Source organism: Microbacterium sp. NPDC087665 (assembly GCF_044743285.1).
Taxonomy (GTDB): domain Bacteria; phylum Actinomycetota; class Actinomycetes; order Actinomycetales; family Microbacteriaceae; genus Microbacterium.
In genome coordinates, this window is sequence record NZ_JBIUWD010000009.1 from 61,585 (window position 1) to 77,752 (window position 16,168).

The 16,168-nt window shown below is 69.1% G+C and carries 16 protein-coding genes and 1 tRNA gene; 4 read left to right on the forward strand and 13 right to left on the reverse strand.

What is annotated here, in order from left to right; all coding sequences use genetic code 11:
• Positions 1-148: 148 nt before the first annotated feature.
• A complete protein-coding gene (locus ACIOSY_RS16725; protein ID WP_400855255.1) occupies positions 149-646 on the forward strand; it encodes an HNH endonuclease in 498 nt (165 codons plus the stop codon).
• Positions 647-700: 54 nt separating this feature from the next.
• Here ACIOSY_RS16725 and ACIOSY_RS16730 read toward each other — a convergent pair whose 3' ends face one another.
• The 10 genes from ACIOSY_RS16730 to idi all read right to left on the reverse strand — a co-directional run bounded on the left by ACIOSY_RS16730 (position 701) and on the right by idi (position 9,274).
• Positions 701-1,219: a hypothetical protein gene (locus ACIOSY_RS16730; protein ID WP_400855257.1), complete on the reverse strand. Its 519-nt coding sequence runs from the start codon at positions 1,217-1,219 to the stop codon at positions 701-703.
• Between the two features lie 66 nt (positions 1,220-1,285).
• Positions 1,286-1,359: transfer RNA gene (locus ACIOSY_RS16735), tRNA-Arg, on the reverse strand.
• Positions 1,360-1,403: 44 nt separating this feature from the next.
• Positions 1,404-3,590: an MMPL family transporter gene (locus ACIOSY_RS16740; protein ID WP_400855258.1), complete on the reverse strand. Its 2,187-nt coding sequence runs from the start codon at positions 3,588-3,590 to the stop codon at positions 1,404-1,406.
• Positions 3,591-3,616: 26 nt separating this feature from the next.
• Positions 3,617-4,507 (reverse strand): prenyltransferase, encoded by an 891-nt coding sequence (locus tag ACIOSY_RS16745; RefSeq protein ID WP_400855260.1) that lies wholly within the window; start codon positions 4,505-4,507, stop codon positions 3,617-3,619.
• Positions 4,504-4,836: a lycopene cyclase domain-containing protein gene (locus ACIOSY_RS16750; RefSeq protein WP_400855261.1), complete on the reverse strand. Its 333-nt coding sequence runs from the start codon at positions 4,834-4,836 to the stop codon at positions 4,504-4,506. The genes ACIOSY_RS16745 and ACIOSY_RS16750 overlap by 4 nt, the downstream gene beginning before the upstream one ends.
• On the reverse strand, positions 4,833-5,174 hold the full coding sequence (locus ACIOSY_RS16755) for a lycopene cyclase domain-containing protein (RefSeq protein ID WP_400855263.1): 342 nt from the start codon (positions 5,172-5,174) through the stop codon (positions 4,833-4,835). Before ACIOSY_RS16755 ends, ACIOSY_RS16750 begins: the two co-directional genes overlap by 4 nt.
• On the reverse strand, positions 5,174-6,772 hold the full coding sequence (gene crtI, locus ACIOSY_RS16760) for a phytoene desaturase family protein (protein ID WP_400855264.1): 1,599 nt from the start codon (positions 6,770-6,772) through the stop codon (positions 5,174-5,176). The genes ACIOSY_RS16755 and crtI overlap by 1 nt, the downstream gene beginning before the upstream one ends.
• Positions 6,769-7,671 carry a phytoene/squalene synthase family protein gene (locus tag ACIOSY_RS16765; protein WP_400855266.1) on the reverse strand — a complete coding sequence of 301 codons (903 nt, stop codon included), beginning with the start codon at positions 7,669-7,671 and terminating at the stop codon, positions 6,769-6,771. The genes crtI and ACIOSY_RS16765 overlap by 4 nt, the downstream gene beginning before the upstream one ends.
• Positions 7,668-8,750 carry a polyprenyl synthetase family protein gene (locus ACIOSY_RS16770; protein ID WP_400855267.1) on the reverse strand — a complete coding sequence of 361 codons (1,083 nt, stop codon included), beginning with the start codon at positions 8,748-8,750 and terminating at the stop codon, positions 7,668-7,670. Before ACIOSY_RS16770 ends, ACIOSY_RS16765 begins: the two co-directional genes overlap by 4 nt.
• Before the next feature lie 2 nt (positions 8,751-8,752).
• Complete coding sequence (idi, locus tag ACIOSY_RS16775) at positions 8,753-9,274, reverse strand: isopentenyl-diphosphate Delta-isomerase (RefSeq protein WP_400855268.1); 522 nt, start codon at positions 9,272-9,274, stop codon at positions 8,753-8,755.
• Between the two features lie 79 nt (positions 9,275-9,353).
• On the opposite strand from idi, the gene ACIOSY_RS16780 reads away from it, so the two are divergent.
• Positions 9,354-9,989, forward strand: a complete 636-nt coding sequence (locus tag ACIOSY_RS16780) for a MarR family winged helix-turn-helix transcriptional regulator (protein WP_400855269.1) — start codon at positions 9,354-9,356, stop codon at positions 9,987-9,989.
• Positions 9,990-10,034: 45 nt separating this feature from the next.
• On the opposite strand, the gene ACIOSY_RS16785 is transcribed toward ACIOSY_RS16780, so the two are convergent.
• From ACIOSY_RS16785 to ACIOSY_RS16795, 3 genes are all read right to left on the reverse strand, one after another.
• The gene (locus ACIOSY_RS16785; protein ID WP_400855271.1) at positions 10,035-10,379 is read right to left on the reverse strand and encodes an Lsr2 family protein; all 345 of its coding nucleotides are present in this window, start codon (positions 10,377-10,379) and stop codon (positions 10,035-10,037) included.
• Positions 10,380-10,533: 154 nt separating this feature from the next.
• Positions 10,534-11,388 carry a LuxR C-terminal-related transcriptional regulator gene (locus ACIOSY_RS16790; RefSeq protein WP_400855273.1) on the reverse strand — a complete coding sequence of 285 codons (855 nt, stop codon included), beginning with the start codon at positions 11,386-11,388 and terminating at the stop codon, positions 10,534-10,536.
• A gap of 162 nt (positions 11,389-11,550) precedes the next feature.
• On the reverse strand, positions 11,551-12,063 hold the full coding sequence (locus tag ACIOSY_RS16795) for a methylated-DNA--[protein]-cysteine S-methyltransferase (protein ID WP_400855274.1): 513 nt from the start codon (positions 12,061-12,063) through the stop codon (positions 11,551-11,553).
• A gap of 179 nt (positions 12,064-12,242) precedes the next feature.
• On the opposite strand from ACIOSY_RS16795, the gene ACIOSY_RS16800 reads away from it, so the two are divergent.
• Together ACIOSY_RS16800 and ACIOSY_RS16805 are read left to right on the forward strand one after the other, a co-directional pair.
• The gene (locus ACIOSY_RS16800) at positions 12,243-15,962 is read left to right on the forward strand and encodes an AAA family ATPase (protein ID WP_400855276.1); all 3,720 of its coding nucleotides are present in this window, start codon (positions 12,243-12,245) and stop codon (positions 15,960-15,962) included.
• The gene (locus ACIOSY_RS16805; protein ID WP_400855277.1) at positions 15,955-16,149 is read left to right on the forward strand and encodes a hypothetical protein; all 195 of its coding nucleotides are present in this window, start codon (positions 15,955-15,957) and stop codon (positions 16,147-16,149) included. Before ACIOSY_RS16800 ends, ACIOSY_RS16805 begins: the two co-directional genes overlap by 8 nt.
• Positions 16,150-16,168 lie beyond the last annotated feature (19 nt).

Genomic DNA, 16,168 nt, shown 5'->3' on the forward strand with positions numbered 1-16,168 from the left:
CCCGCAGGGACGCCGCGGTTCTGCCGCGCGCCAAAGGCGCTGTCTTTAGACAGCGCCTTTTTTCGTCTCTGCGATCACTTCCTCCAGCACGGCGCCGTGTGAGTCGAGAGTGCCGGGAAGCCGTCCCGGCGGATCGAGAGGATGACGAATGCGCACACTTGTTCTGAACGCCGGCTACGAGCCGCTCGCCATCGTGTCGTTCAAGAGAGCCCTGGTGCTCGTGATGAACGACAAGGCGTCTGTGATCGAACGCGTCGAAGACGATCCCGTCTGGGGAAGCCACGGCGTCTACGACCGCCCGGCGGTCATCATCCTCTCCCGCTACGTGCGGGTGCCGAACAGCCGTCGGGTGCCCGTGACCAGACGCGGCGTGCTGCGGCGCGACAATCACCGCTGCGGGTACTGCGGCAAAGCGGCATCCACCATCGATCACGTGCTGCCGCGTTCGCGGGGCGGTGCGGACTCGTGGGAGAACCTCGTCGCCTGCTGCCTGCGCTGCAACAACGTCAAGAGCGACCGCACCCCTCAGGAGATGCGGTGGGAGCTGCGGTTCATCCCTCGTCCGCCGCACGGCACCGCCTGGACGGTGCGGGGCACCGAGCGCAGCGACCCGCGGTGGGAGCCGTACCTCGAACTCGCGGCGTGACGGCCGGCGGCTGAGCGACCGCCGCTCGCAGAGCCGGCCGTCGCTCAGCGTGCGTCAGAAGATGATGTCGAGGACGAGCTTGGCGATGATGCCGAGCGCGCCGAGCACGATGCCCAGCACCGCGAGGGTCGTGAAGACCCCGCTCGTCGGGCGACCGGCGCGACGGTCGACGGCGTCGAGACGGAGCGTCTGTACGCCCATGCCGATTCCGATGACGCCCGCGATCCACGGGAAGATGAAGATCGACACGGCTCCGGCAACGATCGCGATGATGCTGCTGGCCTGCTGCGACATCGGCTTCTTGCCGCCCGCAGGCACGGGTGCCTGCGCCGGGTATCCGGTCGGCGGCTGGTATCCGGCCGGCGCGACAGGGGGCTGCTGCGGAGCGTACTGCTGAGCGGCGGCCGGGGGAGCAGGAGGAGGCTGGTAGCCGAGGGGCTCGGCGAACGGGGCCTGCGGTACGGGCGGAACGGCAGGAGCGCCGGCGACCGGTGCCACGGGAGGAGTTCCGGCTGCCGGGGCGGGCGGCGGGGCGTAGGGGTTCTGCTCCGGGTTGTTCGACGCGTCCGTCATCGTCCGTCCTTCTGATCGCCGCCGACCGCATGCATGCGACCGACTCAAAAACCGTGAATGGTGGGGTGCCCTCGACAGGATTCGAACCTGCGACCTGCCCTTTAGGAGAGGGCTGCTCTATCCTGCTGAGCTACGGGGGCGTGCATCCCCAGTCTAATCGACGGGTCGGCACGCCCCTCTGCTCTCAGTCGAGGCCGCGCCGCCAGAGCTTCGACGGCCACCAGATCTTCTTGCCGATGTCGTAGGCGAGCGCCGGAACGAGAAGCGAACGCACCACGAAGGTGTCGAGCAGCACACCGAATGCCACGATGAACGCCAGTTGCACGAGGAACAGGATCGGGATCACCGACAGGGCGGCGAAGGTCGCCGCCAGCACGAGGCCGGCCGAGGTGATCACACCGCCCGTGATCGACAGCCCGCGAAGCACACCCTCCCGGGTTCCGTGCTCGATCGATTCTTCACGGACTCGCGTCATCAGGAAGATGTTGTAGTCGATGCCGAGTGCGACGAGGAACACGAAACCGTACAGCGGCACCGCGGGATCCGCTCCGGGGAAGTCGAAGATGCCGTTGAACACCAGTGCGGACACCCCCATCGCCGTGCCGAACGACAGCACGGTCGTCAGGATCAGCAGGACGGGTGCGAGGATCGAGCGCAGCAGCATCATCAGGATGAGCATGATGACGACGAGGATCACCGGGATGATCAGGTTGCGGTCATGGATCGACGCATCGTTCGTGTCGATGGCGGTCGCGGTCACGCCGCCGACCAGGGCGTCCACATCGCGCAGCTCGTCGCGCAGATCGCGCACGGTGTCGGCCGCGGCATCCGAATCGGCGGCGTCGGTCAGCGTCGCCTGCAGCAGCACGTCTCCGTCGACCACCGTCGGATCGGGTACCGGCGTTCCGGGAGGGCCGACCGCGACGATGCCGTCATCGGTCACGCTCGCCGTGCCGCTGGGAGAGTCGGATGCCGTCACGGCGACGCCGTCGACGCCGTCGTTCGCGAGCAGGATGTCGGCGGCATCCTGCAGCGAGTCCTCCGCGACGATCACATATGCGGGGCTGCCGGATCCGCCGGGGAAGTGCTCGCCGAGGGCGGTCTGCCCGTCGCGCGCCTCGGAGGCACCGATCACGAGGTCCGACTGCGGCACGCCGACCGCGTTGAGCTGCGTGACTCCCGCCGCGCCGGCGACCAGCACGAGGGTCGTGACGATCCAGATCACCCGCGGGCGACGTGTGATGAGTCCCGCGAGCCGCGCCCACAGGCCCGTGGTGCGCATGCCGTGCTCCTCTGCCACGACGGTGGGCTCGAATTGCGGCCGACGCGGCCAGAACACGGCGCGTCCGAAGAGCAGGAGCAGCGCGGGGAGGAGGGTCAGGGCAGCGAGCATGGCGAACACGATGCCGATCGCGGCGACCGGCCCGAGCGTGCTGTTCGACTTGAGGTCGCTCAGCAGCAGGCACAGCAGTCCGGCGATGACCGTCCCGCCCGAGGCGACGATCGGCTCGAAAGAGCCCTTCCACGCCGCCAGCAGGGCGACGCCCTTGTCTTGGGCGACGCGGAGCTCTTCGCGGAACCGGGCGACGAAGAGCAGGGCATAGTCGGTCGCCGCCCCGATGACGAGGATGAACAGGATGCCCTGGGTCTGCCCGCTCAGCAGCAGGATCTCGAACTTCGCCAGCCACCAGACGACCAGCAGCGCGACGCACAGGGCGAAGAGGCTCGTCGACAGCACCACGAGGGGGAGCAGGAACGAGCGGTAGACCAGCACGAGGATCACGAGCACGGCGAGCAGCGCCACGCCCAGCAGCAGGCCGTCGATGCCCGCGAATCCGGCTGCCAGATCGGCCGTGAAGCCCGCGGGTCCCGTGATGTACACCGTGACCCCGTCCGGGGCGGTGGCGCGCAGCTCGTCGCCGAGCTCGGCCACCACGTCCTTCAGCTCGGCGTCACCGCTGATGGGGATGAACGCCTGCACCGCGGCGCCGTCCTCCGACATCAGCGCGGGGGAGACGTCGTCTCCGACGCCCTCGATCGAGGTCGTGTCGGCGACGGCATCCGTGATCGTGGAGATCTCAGCATCCGTCAGCTCCGCATCCGACGTGAACACCGCGATCGCGGGAATCTCGTCGCTGTCGCGGAACTCGCCGAGCAGCTCCTGCACGCGCGTGGCATCCGCCGATTCCGGAAGGTAGGTCGTCTGGTCGTTCGACGAGACCTCGTCGACCTTGCCGAAGAGCGGCCCACCCAGCGAGGCGCCGACGAGCCAGGCGAGGATGAGCGCGACGGGCACGAACACGCGCACCCAGGAATGACGGCGGGAGCGCGCGCGGATGGGCGGGTTCGAGGCGCGGTCAGGGCGGGCCATCAGGGGTCCTTTCGGGCTGGTGTGGGTCAGGAGATCCAGGCGAGGATGAGGATCATCGTCGCGAGGAATCCGGAGAAGTAGTTGAGGGTGATGAAGCGGCGCCAGGCGCGGTTCGTGCCGCCGGAGGTCTCGTCGGTCACGCGCCACCACGGGGCGGCGTTGACGAGGTAGGGCGCGACGAGCAGCGCCGCGAGCGGGCCGGGCCACCCGGTGAACAGCATGAGGATGCCGGCGAGGAACCACAGCGCAAGCGACATGCGCACCGTGGCGCGTGCGCCGATGACGGTCGCGATCGATCCGATCCCGGCCTCGCGGTCGGGACCGACGTCTTGCACGGCGCCGAAGGCGTGCGCGGCCATGCCCCACAGGAAGAACGCCGAGAGCACGAGCACCAGATCGAGGGAGACGGATGCGCCGGCCAGCGCGAGCCCCACGATCGCTGGGGTCACGAAGTGCAGGCTCGACGTCACGGAGTCCAGGAACGGTCGTTCCTTGAAGCGGAGCACCGGGGCGGAATAGGCGATCACCGCGAAGATGCTGACCGCGAGCCAGATCGTCGAGGCGACGCCGCCGACGGCGACGAGGTAGACGAGGAAGGGGATGTTCGTCACCGCCGCCGCCCACAGCGTGGGGCGATGCATGCGCGGAGCGAGCAGGGCGCCTTCGATGCCGCCCTTGCGCGGGTTGGCGAGGTCGGAGGCGTAGTCGAACACGTCGTTGATCCCGTACATCGCGAGGTTGTAGGGGATGAGGAAGTAGACGAACCCGATGACCAGGGTCAGGTCGATTTCTCGCGTGGTCATGAGATACGCGGCCGCGAAGGGGAAGGCCGTGTTGATCCAGCTGATCGGGCGTGACGAGAGCAGGATCTGGCCGACATCGCGACCGAGCGAGCGCGGAGCCGACGGTGCGGTCATGCCGACTCCTCGTGCTCGTTGTGGTCACGACGGCGAGACCGCAGAGCGGCCCACAGAGCGGGGAGCAGGAGCGCGCCCGCGAGCGGGTAGGCGAAGTCCTCGAGCGGGGCGAGACCGATGTGGATGCCGAGCAGCTGGGGGCCGGCGTAGTGGAACAGCCCGGTCGCGATCATGAGGGTGTCGAACACGGCCGTGAGGACGAGGAGCACGAGAACGGTGAGCGCGACGGCGCCCGCATGCGGTCCGCGCCCGCGGGCGACGAGCACGAGCACGCCGACGAGAAGGATCGTCGCGCCGAGGAACCAGGCCGCGAGCTCGAGGTACGTCATCGGGCCGTCTCCGTCGTCCGGCGGCGGAGACGCATGAGGATGCGCACGGCACCGGTGTAGACGATCATCGTGCAGATCACGAGGAACAGCAGGAACACCGGTTCTTCGATCGGCATCTCGGGAGCGAGGACGATCCCCGTCGCGATCGCCGCGTCGCCGCGGAAGAAGATGCCCTGCGCGATGCCGAAGGCGTCCCACACGAGGAAGAACGCGAGTCCTGCGACCGTGACGACGGTGGCGGCGAACGCATCGCGCCAGAAGAACAGGCGGAACCGTCGGTCGAGAAGGAGCATGCAGCCGGTGAAGATCATCAGGGCCGCGAGATAGACGACGCCCATCAGACGGCGTCCGCGCTGCGCGTCACCCGTGCGGGTTCGGGGAGAGGGCCGGCCGAGTGGTCGCCGCGGATGCGCTTGAGCACGATCTCCGCGCTGATCAGACACATGGGCACGCCGACACCGGGAGCCGTCGTCGCGCCGGCGTAGTACAGGCCCCGCACGCGACGCGAGGCGTTCTGCGCGCGGAACATCGCACTCTGCGACAGGATGTGCGCGGGCCCCAGCATCCCGCCGCGCCACGAATGGTAGTCGTCGGCGAAGTCGGCAGGCCCGGTGGTCTCGCGCACGACGATGCGCTCGCGGAGGTCGGGGATGTCCGCCCACCGCGCGATCAGGCCGATCGCGGCATCCGCCGTCTTCTCCACCAGCGTCGATCCGGTGCCGTCGGGACCGCCGTGCCCCACACCGGTGTCGGCGGGGATCGGTACCAGCACGAACAGGTTCTCGTGGCCTTCGGGGGCGACCTCAGTATCGGTGGCGCTGGGACGGCAGACGTAGATCGACGCGGGGGAGGGGATGCTCGGCTGCGGGCCGAAGATGGCGTCGAAGTTCGCATCCCAGTCGTCGGTGAAGAAGAGCGAGTGATGGGGCAGTTCGGGCAGCGCACCGCGCACGCCGAGCATCACGAGCACCGCGCCGGGGCCGCTCGTGCGCCGCTTCCACCACGACTCGGGATAGCTCTGCAGAGCGGCAGGCAGAAGCGTCGTCTCGGTGTGGTGCAGGTCGGCACCGGAGACGACGATATCGGCATCCTCCACCCGCAGCGACCCGGTGTCGTCGCGCCACTCGACGCCCACCACGTGCGCCTCGCGACCCGAACCCTCGGTGCGGATGCCCGTGACCTCGGCGCCCGTGCGCACGGAAGCTCCCGCGCTCACGGCCAGTTCGCCGATGCGCTCGACGACACCCCAGAAGCCGCCCTGGGGGTAGCTGACGCCCTCGTCGAGATCGAGCGCGCTCATGAGGTGGTACATCGCCGGAGCGCTACGCGGATCCGTGCCGAGGAAGACGGCCGGGTACCCGAGGATCTGCCGGAGCAGCGGGTTGCGGAAGCGTCGTGCGGCGAACGACTGCAGGCGCGTGCCGAGCAGGGCGAACAGCCGGGGCGCAGACCGCAGCACCTCTCCCGTCGTCAGCGAGCGCAGTCGCGTGAAGGGGTTGTAGAGGAAGTACTTCTCGGCCATCGCGGTCGTGTGGTGCGCGGAGTCGAGGTAGGTCGCCAGGGCGCTCGCCGCGCCGGGTTCGACGGACTCGAAGAGGGCGGACACCGCTTCTCGTCCGGCGGGAACGGTGAAGGGGGCCGTGGGGAGCGCGGCATCCGGGTCGCGGAAGACGCGATAGCCCGGGTCGAGAGGTGTGAGATCGAGCTGCTCGGCGGACGAGGTGCCCATCATCGCGAAGAAGTGGTCGAACACCGACGGCATCAGGTACCACGAGGGGCCGGAGTCGAACCGGAAACCGCCGCGCTCGACGGTGCCGACGCGACCTCCGATCCGCGTGTTCTTCTCGAGCACGGTCACGGTGTGGCCGTCGCGGGCGAGCAACCCGGCCGTCGCGAGCCCCGCGACACCGGCGCCGATGATGACGACGCGGCTCATCGTGGCTCCACCGCCGTCACGAGCAGTGCGCGCAGCGCCAGCACGATCTTGATGCCGTCGGGCACGCGCACTCGGCGCACGTACAGATCGGCGGCCGGTGTCTTCGCCACCCGCTTCGTCACCGAGGCGAAGAGCGCCAGGGCACTGCGTACCGCGGCCCGGGCATCGTTCGGGAGCAACGGGATCGAGGCGCGGGCATCGCGCAGCTGCTGCTCGACGGTCGCGACCCAGGCATCGCGGTCAGCATCCGACAGGCGATCCGCACTGCTCAGGTAGCTGCGGTGCAGGCGGTCGGTGTCGTCGGCGAGATCACGCAGGAAGTTGACGTTCTGGAAGGCCGCGCCGAGCTGACGGGCGCCGTGCTCGAGCACGGCGGCGTTCTCGTCGGTCGGTGTCGTGCCGCGCAGGAAAACGCGCAGGCACATGAGCCCGACCACCTCCGCCGAGCCGAAGACGTATCGGGCGTGCGCCTCGGCGTCGTAGGCGGCGATGCCGGCGCTGCCGCCCTCGGAGATGTCGACGCGCATCGAGTCGAAGAACGGCTGGGTCAGGTCTTCGCCGATCCCGCAGGCGCGCGCCGTGCGCGCGAAGGCATGCAGGATCAGGTCGCTGCTGTAGCCGGTGCGCATGGAGCGATGCGTCTCGGCGATGTACGACGCGAGGGCGTCCGCCTGTGCACCCGCATCGAGCCCCGCCTCGGCGGCGACGCCGTCGACGATCTCGTCGGCGATCCGCACCATCGCGTAGATGTTGCGGATGTGCTGGCGGTGACGCCGCCCGAGCAGGCGGGTCGCCAGCCCGAATGACGTCGAGTAGGCGCGGATCACGCCGGTCGTGGCGATCTCGGCCGTGCGGCTGAACCGGCGGAGGGATTCGTCTCCGCTCGTGACGCCGCTCATGCGCTGCGCCCTTCGACGCGTTCGAGGAGCGAGCGGATGCTGCGCACGACGTCGTCCGAGAGGGTCCTCGTCTCCGCGGCGGCGGTGAGCACGGCCGATGCGGCTCCGAGTTCGTCGGCGACGAGGCTGCGCACGAAGTGCTCCGCGCCGCATGCCCGCAGGAGCTCGCGAATGCTCGCCCCGTGCTCGTCGCTCAGCTCGGGGGAGCCGAAGAGGGGCTCGATGTGCATCCATTCCGTGGTCATCCGCGCGTAGGCGATGATCGCGGTCTCCTTGCCCTCGCGCAGGTCGGAGAAGGCGTCCTTGCCGTGGGACTGCGGGTCTCCGAAGACGCAGAGCAGGTCGTCCTGCAGCTGGAAGGCGAGTCCGAGGTGCTGTCCGATGGCCGCCATGTCGTCTTCGACCTCGGCGGATGCCCCGGCCAGGACCGCCGCTGCGCGCAGGGGGAGGGCGAATGAGTACGTCGCGGTCTTGTAAGCGCTCATCGCCAGGATCGTGCGCAGATCCGGTGCGATGACGCCGTCGCTCAGACCGACGTCGATGTGCTCACCCGCCACGGTCTCGACGATGGTGTGCTCGATGAGGTCGAGCAGCCGGAGGCGGGTGCTCGTCGAGACCCGTGCGCGGGCGAAGCCGAGGATCGACGTCGAGAGCAGCAGGTCGCCCATGAGGATCGCACTGGATCGCGCCCAGTGCAGTTCGGCCTCATCGGGCTGGCCGTCGTCCTTGCTCGCGAGCGCTCCGATGAGGTTGGGGCGACGGCGGCGGATGAGGTCACCGTCGATCACGTCATCGTGCAGGAGGAAGGCGTAGTGGAGAAGCTCGACTTCGGCGGCGATGTCGATCGCCGCCGACGAATCGACATCGGCGCCGTACGACGCTGCGAGGGCATGGTGCACCTCGAGGAGCAGGCGGGGGCGGATGAGCTTGCCTCCGAGAGCATGCTGCGCGGCGGAGCGCCAGAGGGCGGCGAAGCTCTCGCCGTATGCTTCGGCCGCGGTGCTGCGCTCGGCGAACCGTCGGCGGAGGGCCTCTTCGATCCTCGTGCCGAGCTCTTCGTGGGTCGCGATGGCCGACATGCTCAGAGTGCTCCGCCCTCGCGCAGCTGCGGCAGCTGCTCGACGAGCCAGGGGCTGAAGGCGAAGGGTGCGCCGGCGACCGATGCAACGGCGTCGTCGCCAGCCACCCACGCCCACTCCGCGACCTCGCTCGGGTCGGGGTGCAATTCGCCGTCGAGACGGGCGATGTAGACCGGGCAGATCTCGTTCTCGACGATGCCGCTCGCATCGACCGCGCGGTAGCGGTAGTCGGGGAGGGCAGGGCGGAGGTCGATGACGCGGGCGCCGAGTTCTTCGCGAGCGCGCCGCTCGATGGCATCGATCATGTCTTCGCCCGGACGAGGGTGGCCGCAGAAGCTGTTGGTCCATACCCCGGGCCAGGTGAGCTTGCTCAGCGCTCGTCGCGTCAGGAGGATGCGCCCCTGCTCGTCGACGAGGTGGCAGGAGAAAGCCAGATGCAGGGGAGTGTCGGTGGTGTGCACCTCGCTCTTGGGGAAGGCGCCGATGACGGCTCCGTCCTCGGCGAGAAGAGTCACGTCATCCATGGCATCCTCTGCATGTCATTTAGCTAGTTTGGCGAGTAATAAACTTAGCATGAAATAGTTCCTTGTGTAACATGATGGCATGCGTGATGCGTCCGGCTCTACCCCGGCTCCGGGGGCGCTGACAAGCGCGCCCGCCGCGGTGACACCGGACTCGGCTGACGGAATCGACCACGCCGCAATCTACGACGTGGAAGCCAGCGATCCGCGCAGCTCGCTCGTCGATCGAACGGGCGTCCCACCCGAGGATCTGCGCCAGATCGCCGCGCTCATGGGAGCCCTCGGCGAACTGCGCGAAGCGGAGCAACGCCTCTCCCGCGCATCCCGGCGATACATGCAGTTGAACGAGACCGACATGCGGGCCCTGCACTATCTCATCGTGTGCTCGAACCGCCATGCCATCGCGACGCCGGGGGGAATCGCCCAGCACCTGGCGATCTCGACCGCGTCGACGACGAAGCTCCTCGACCGTCTCGAGAAGGGCGGTCATATCCATCGTTCTCCGCACCCGACGGATCGACGTGCGCTCGCCATCACCATCACCGACGACACGCGCGAGGCGGCGATGCAGACGGTCGGGCGGCAGCAGGCGAAGCGGTTCTACGCGGCGGCCCGGCTGACCCGCGAGGAACGCGATGTGGTCATTCGCTTCCTCGAAGATATGACGCGAGAGATCGCCCTGCCGGACGAAGCCTGGGTCACCGACCACAACGACTGAAGGCTCCCCCGGAGGGAAGCCTTCAGTGGTGTCTCTGGCGCGTGATCAGTGCGCTTTGTTGTACGCCTCGGTGATCGGTGCGGGAATTCGCCCGCGTTCCGAGAGCATGTAGCCGTTCTCGTTCGCCCAGGCGCGGATGGCCGCGACCTCGGGGTTGCGGCCGGCGCGCTTGCGCGGAGCCGAGGACTTCGCTGCGCTCGAGGATCCGGCGCGGCGCCCCGCCGAGATGTACGGCTCCAGCGCGGCGCGCAGTTCTTCGGCGTGCTCGGAGTTCAGATCGATCTCCCACGCGGTGCCGTTGAGCGAGAAATGCACGGTCTCGCCCTCGCCGACCTCCAGAACACTGCCATCGATATCGTCGACCAGTTGATGCACAATTCGTCTCGCCATGGAATTGACAGTACTCCCCGAAATGGAATTGCGGCAACAATGACATTCGCGAGTCTCCGGTCATTCGCACGGAGCGAATTTGTCGAATCGGTGATGGCCGCCTTTCGGGCGTGACGATTCCCGCTCGTGAATTCCGGCCTTTCGGAATTCCCCGTCAGGGAAGAAGCCCCGCGCGTCGAGCTCTGGCCACGGCGGCGTGGCGGGTCGAGGCATCGAGTTTCGCCATCGCGGTGCCGAGATACGCCTTCACCGTGCCCTCGCGCAGCCCGAGCTGCGCCGCGATCTCGGCATTGGTCGAGCCGAGCGCGGCGCAGGCGAGCACATCGGTCTCGCGAGGGGAGAGGCGGACCACCTGCAGCGGTCCGGTCTCGGGCATCGGCTCGCCCGACAGGGCCACGAGGCGCCGTTGGACGCTCGCGATCCGCTCACGCAATCCGTCGTCGTCGAGCGCCGCCGCGATGCTGCGCAACTCGGCGAAGCTCTCGCGCAACTGCTCCTGGTGCGGTGCGCCGACCGCGTCGGCGGTCGTTCCGCGCAGACGGAGCCGACGCTCGACCTCTTCGCGGATGCGCAGTTCATCGGCGACGGTCTGGGCGACGTTCATCGCGGGGGCCGTCGTCACGCCGCCCACCTGCTCTTCGTCCCAGGCCCCGGCGTACAGCACCCCGCGGGATCGGCCGCCCACGACGATGGGCACGGCGAGCAGCGTGCGCAGCCCCTCGCCCAGCACGAACATGTCGTAGTCATGGGTGATCTGCTGCGATGACCCGTAGTCGCTCGTCATCCGTGGACGCAGCTCCATCATCGCTCGCCCGCCGAGTCCGCGCTCCGGACGCACGCGCAGACCGTCGAGGCTGCGCGTGCGGTTGCCGACGATGGCGGTGACGTGCACGACGCCGTCGTCGAGGAGCCCGCCGAAGGCCACGGGGAATCGCGTGCGTCGAGCGAGGTCGCGCACGGCGCGGGCGATGAGCTCGTCTTCGGATTCGATCCCGGCCGGTGTGCTCACGAGTTCCTGCCCACGACTTCCTGCTCGCGACCTCGTGATCGCGAGCTGTGCTCTCGGGTGACGGCGACGTTTCCCGCTGTGTCGCGAGATTACCAGTGCTGAACAGTGCTGCGTGGGTCTCGGCGGCCTACTCGCCGAGACCCACGCCGATCGGGCCTGCCGTCACGAGGACTCGAGGTCGAGCAGGAATCGCTTTCTCTCGGGGTGGGCGCCGTAGCGGCCGGGAGACCCGTCGGACTTCACGACGCGGTGCACGGGCACGATGATCGAGAAGGGCGTGATGCGGCAGGCGGATCCGACGGCGCGGGCCGCGCCGGGATGCCCCGCTACCACGGCGACCTCGCCGTAGCTCATCGTCTGGCCCCACTCGATCGTGCGGATGGTCTCGAGTGCGCGGCGGTGGAAGCCGTCGACGAGGCGCCAGTCGAGGCGGATGCTGTCATCGAATCGGATCGGCGTGCCCTCGAAGTACTGGTCGAGCAGGGCGGAGAGCTCGTCGGCAGCGCCGGGGTCGGGCTCTGGCACGGCGTGCAACTGGCGGGACACGCTCTCGAGCAGCCACGGGACCGAGGGATCTTCGGACTCGGAGAGGTCGAAGCGCACGATGCCCTCATCGGAGAACACCGCCAGCGCATCGCCGAACGGCGTGGGTGCGAAGTCGTAGCGGAACGTCATGGCTCCATACTGGCGGGGGAGCGGCGGCTCGGGACCGGCGCCTCCGGTGGGGGTGGAGAGCCCGTAACGGGGCCATACTCGTGCAGAAGAGGTGGGGAACGGCCGTCGGCGCCCGAAAATCCGAGGAAACCCGCCCGGGATACCGGGCGTCGCGCGCATGCGCGCCTAGGGTATGAGATGTGTGGCGACGGGAAGGCAAGTCTGCGGATGACGCAGGAGCGGCGCGAGCCGTGACCCTCGGCGACCTGCACGCGACGACCACCGGAGTCGTCGTCGCCCACGCGGCCGATGCCGAGCGCATCCGTCTGCGCGCGGAAGCCGCCGATCTCGGCGGAGCCTCCCCGCTCACGAGTTTCCGCGACCGGCCCGAGTCGGGCATCGACATCTCGAAGGCGCACCCCGGCAGCCTCCCGCAGTTCATCACGGGCAAATCGACGCTGCTGTCGAATCTGTTCCGTGACGAGGTGGGCCTGCGCACCGCGCGCCTGGCGGCCGAGCGCATCACCGCCAAGAACACCGAACTGCGCACCGTGCGCGGCATCGAGGCCGTGAACCTCGCCGTCGGCGTCGCGCGGTGGCGCATCGGTGGTGCCGGCTTCGCGGCGCCCGTGCTGCTGCGCCCGCTCGCCATCCGCCGCCACCACTCCGATTTCGAGCTGAAGCTGCAGGGCGCGTTCGAGGTCAACCCCGAGCTCGTGCGCATCGCGCGCGACCACTTCGGCATCACGATCGATGCGGCGGGACTCGCCGCACTGGCCTACGACGGTGGAGTCTTCAAGCCCCAGCCCGTGATCGACAGCCTGCGCGCGATCACCCGCGCGATCGACACGTTCTCGGTCGAGCCCCGGCTGGTCGTCTCGACGTTCGCCGACGTCAGCGGTGCGATGGCGCGCGACACGCGCACCCTCGACCATCAGGTGCTCAACGCCCTCGCCGGCCACGTCAGTGACCGCGAGCAGGTGAGCGCGCCGCGTGCCACGCCGCACTTCACGGGACCGGATGACCGCGCTCCGGCATCCGACACCCTTCTTCTCGATGCGGATGCCGAGCAGGAGGCTGTGCTCGCCAAGATCACCGCCGGGCACTCGCTCACGGTCGCGACCCTGCCGGGAACCGGCGGCACGCAGACCGTGATCAATGCGCTCGGCGAACTGGTGCGCGCCGGCCGGCGGGTGCTCGTGGTCTCGGCGCGTCGATCCACCCTCGACGGGGTGCGCCACCGGCTCTCCGGCATCGGTCTCGACAGCCTGGCGATCTCGCCGGCCACCGTGCGCCGCGATCTGGTCCGCGCGATCGGGCGCAACGAGAAGGCCGCCGCGCCCAAGGTCAACGACGTCGACGACGCCCTGGTGCGCTTGCGCACGGTTCTTCGCGACTATCGACAGGCGCTCACCGCCCCGATCCCCGGCACGAACGCCTCGGTGCTCGAGGCCACACGGCAGCTCACCCGACTCGCCTCGCTTCCGGTGCCACCGTCGACGACTGCTCGACTCGGGCCCGACGCGCTGCGCCGCCTCGCGGACGACCGCAGCGCCGCTGCCGAGGCGCTCGCCCACGCGGCCCGACTCGGCGAGTTCCGGTTCGGCCCCGATGATTCGCCCTGGTACGGCGTCACGTTCGCGACGACCGAGTCCGCTCGCGCCGCGCACGAACTGGCCGGACGCCTGCACTCCGACAGTGTTCCCGCCCTGCTGGAACGCGGCTACGAGCTGATCGCCCAGACGCACATGCGTCCGTTCTCGACCATCGACGAGCTCGGCGACTATCTGGTGCTGCTCGAGGGCATCCGCGACTCCCTTGACCGGTTCAGCCCGACCGTGTTCGAGCGTCCGCTCGGCGAACTCATCCAGGCGCACGGATCGCGTCGGGATGCTCCGGGCATGTCCTCGGCGAATCGTCGCCGCCTCAAGCGACTCGCGAAGGAATACGTGCGCCCCGGCGTGCACGTCACCGAGATGCACGAGGCGCTGCTGCGCATCCAGACGCAGCGTACGCAGTGGCAGCGCTGCGTGGATGCGGGCGTCGCCCCCGAGATTCCGCTGGGCCTCGCCGATGTGTCGGCCGCCTGGCACCGCGTCGAAGCAGAGCTGGCCGAACTCGACGTCGCCCTCGGTCGACGCGAGCCGCTCGCGACGCTGCCGGTCGCACGCCTGGTTCGCACGCTCGCGGGCCTCGCCGCCAAGTCCGACGTGTTCGAGAACCTGGTCGAGCGCGCCGAACTGCGCGACGAACTCGCCCTGCTCGGTCTCGAGCCGCTGCTCGCCGAGCTCTCGGTCCGCCACGTGTCGGAAGCACGTGTCGGCGACGAACTGGAGTTCGCCTGGTGGCAGTCGCTCCTGGAGCGCGCTCTGCAGGACAACCGCGCCCTGCTCGGCGCGAACACTGCGGTCGTCGACCGTCTGGAACGCGACTTCCGCCTGGTCGATGAAGCGCACGCCGCGATGGCCGGCCCGCTGCTGGCCTGGCAGCTCGCCAACCAGTGGAAGATCGGCATCGTCGACGAGCCGCAGGAATCCGCTCATCTCCGTCGCGCTCTGACGCAGCCCGCGACGACGACCGCCGAGGTCATCAGCGCGGCGCCGACGCTCGTCGAGGTGCTGGCTCCGGTGTGGATCTCGTCGCCGTACCTCGTGCCGGAGATCCCCGATTCGGTCGAGTTCGACACCGTGCTGCTGGTGGATGCCGCGGCGATCAATCTCGCGGAGGCGGCCCCCGCTATCCGCCGCGCCCGTCAGGTCGTCGCGTTCGGCGACCCCGTGACCCAGCGGCCCTCGCCCTTCCACATCGCGGTCGATCCGGATGACCTCTGGGAGGCGGAGGTTCCGTTCGACGAGGTCTCTGTCTTCGAGCGCCTCTCCGAGCTGCTTCCCGTCATGACCCTGACCCGCAGCTACCGGGCCGGGGGAGAAGACCTCGCCGAACTGATCAACGACGCCTTCTACGGCGGTGAGATCGTCTCGCTTCCCTGGGCCGGCTCGTACCTCGGGCGCGGCAGCCTCACGGTCGACTACGTCGAGGGGGGCACGGGCACGCCCGACCCGATCTCGGGTGCGGTCGAGAGCCCCGACGCCGAAGTGGCGCGTGTGGTCACGCTGGTCGTCGAGCATGCGATCCACCGCCCCGCCGAATCGTTGATGGTCGTGACCGCCAGCATCCGTCATGCCGAGCGCGTGCGCGCCGCCGTGACCTCCGCCTTCGCCGGACGCTCGGACGTCGCGGACTTCGTCGGCCGTGACACCGCCGAGCCGTTCGCAGTGCTCACGCTGGAGGAATCGGTGGCCGAGAGCCGCGATCGGGTGATCTTCTCGCTCGGCTTCGGTCTCACCAAGCACGGGCGCGTGCTCAGCGACTTCGGCGACCTCTCGACTCCCGACGGCGAGCGTCTGCTCACCGTCGGCATGACGCGCGCTCGCCGTTCGATGGTGATGGTGTCGTCGATCCGCCCCTCCTCGTTCGACGACGGGCGTCTCGAGCACGGCGCGGCCACGCTCATGTCGATCCTCGGCGGTCTCGCCGCCCGGGCGCGCGATGCTCGCCTCGAAGACCTCGCCGACCCGTTGACGCTTGCTCTCGCGCGGGAACTGCGGCGCCTCGGAGCATCCGTCGACGTCGACTATCGCGGCCTGCTGCCGCTGGTGGCCCAGCACGGCGGCAAGGCGGTCGTCATCGAATCGGATCCCGAGTCCCGAGGCGATTCGCTGCGCGAGACGCTGCGGTTGCGCCCGAACGTGCTGCGTCGACTCGGCTGGCACTACGTACGGGTGCACGCCTTCGACCTCTACAGCGACCCGGTCACTGCGGCGTCGCGGATCGCGGCCGTGCTCGGCATCTCCGCGTCGGCTGCGCGCGCCGAGAACGATACGCAACCGCTCGATATGGGCGATACGCCCCATGCCTGACGAGCCTGAGGCGGATGCTCCGCGTCAGCGCGTGGTGCGTGTGCCGGGAGCGCGGCGCGCGAAGCTCACCCCGGTGACCGGAACCGATGCGTCGTCGGAGCCCGCACCACGAACGACGTCGTCTCCGAAGGGTCCGAAGGGTCCGAATGACGATCGGATGCTGCAGGACGTTCCGCCGCACTACTGAACGGCTGCTCCGGCTGCCC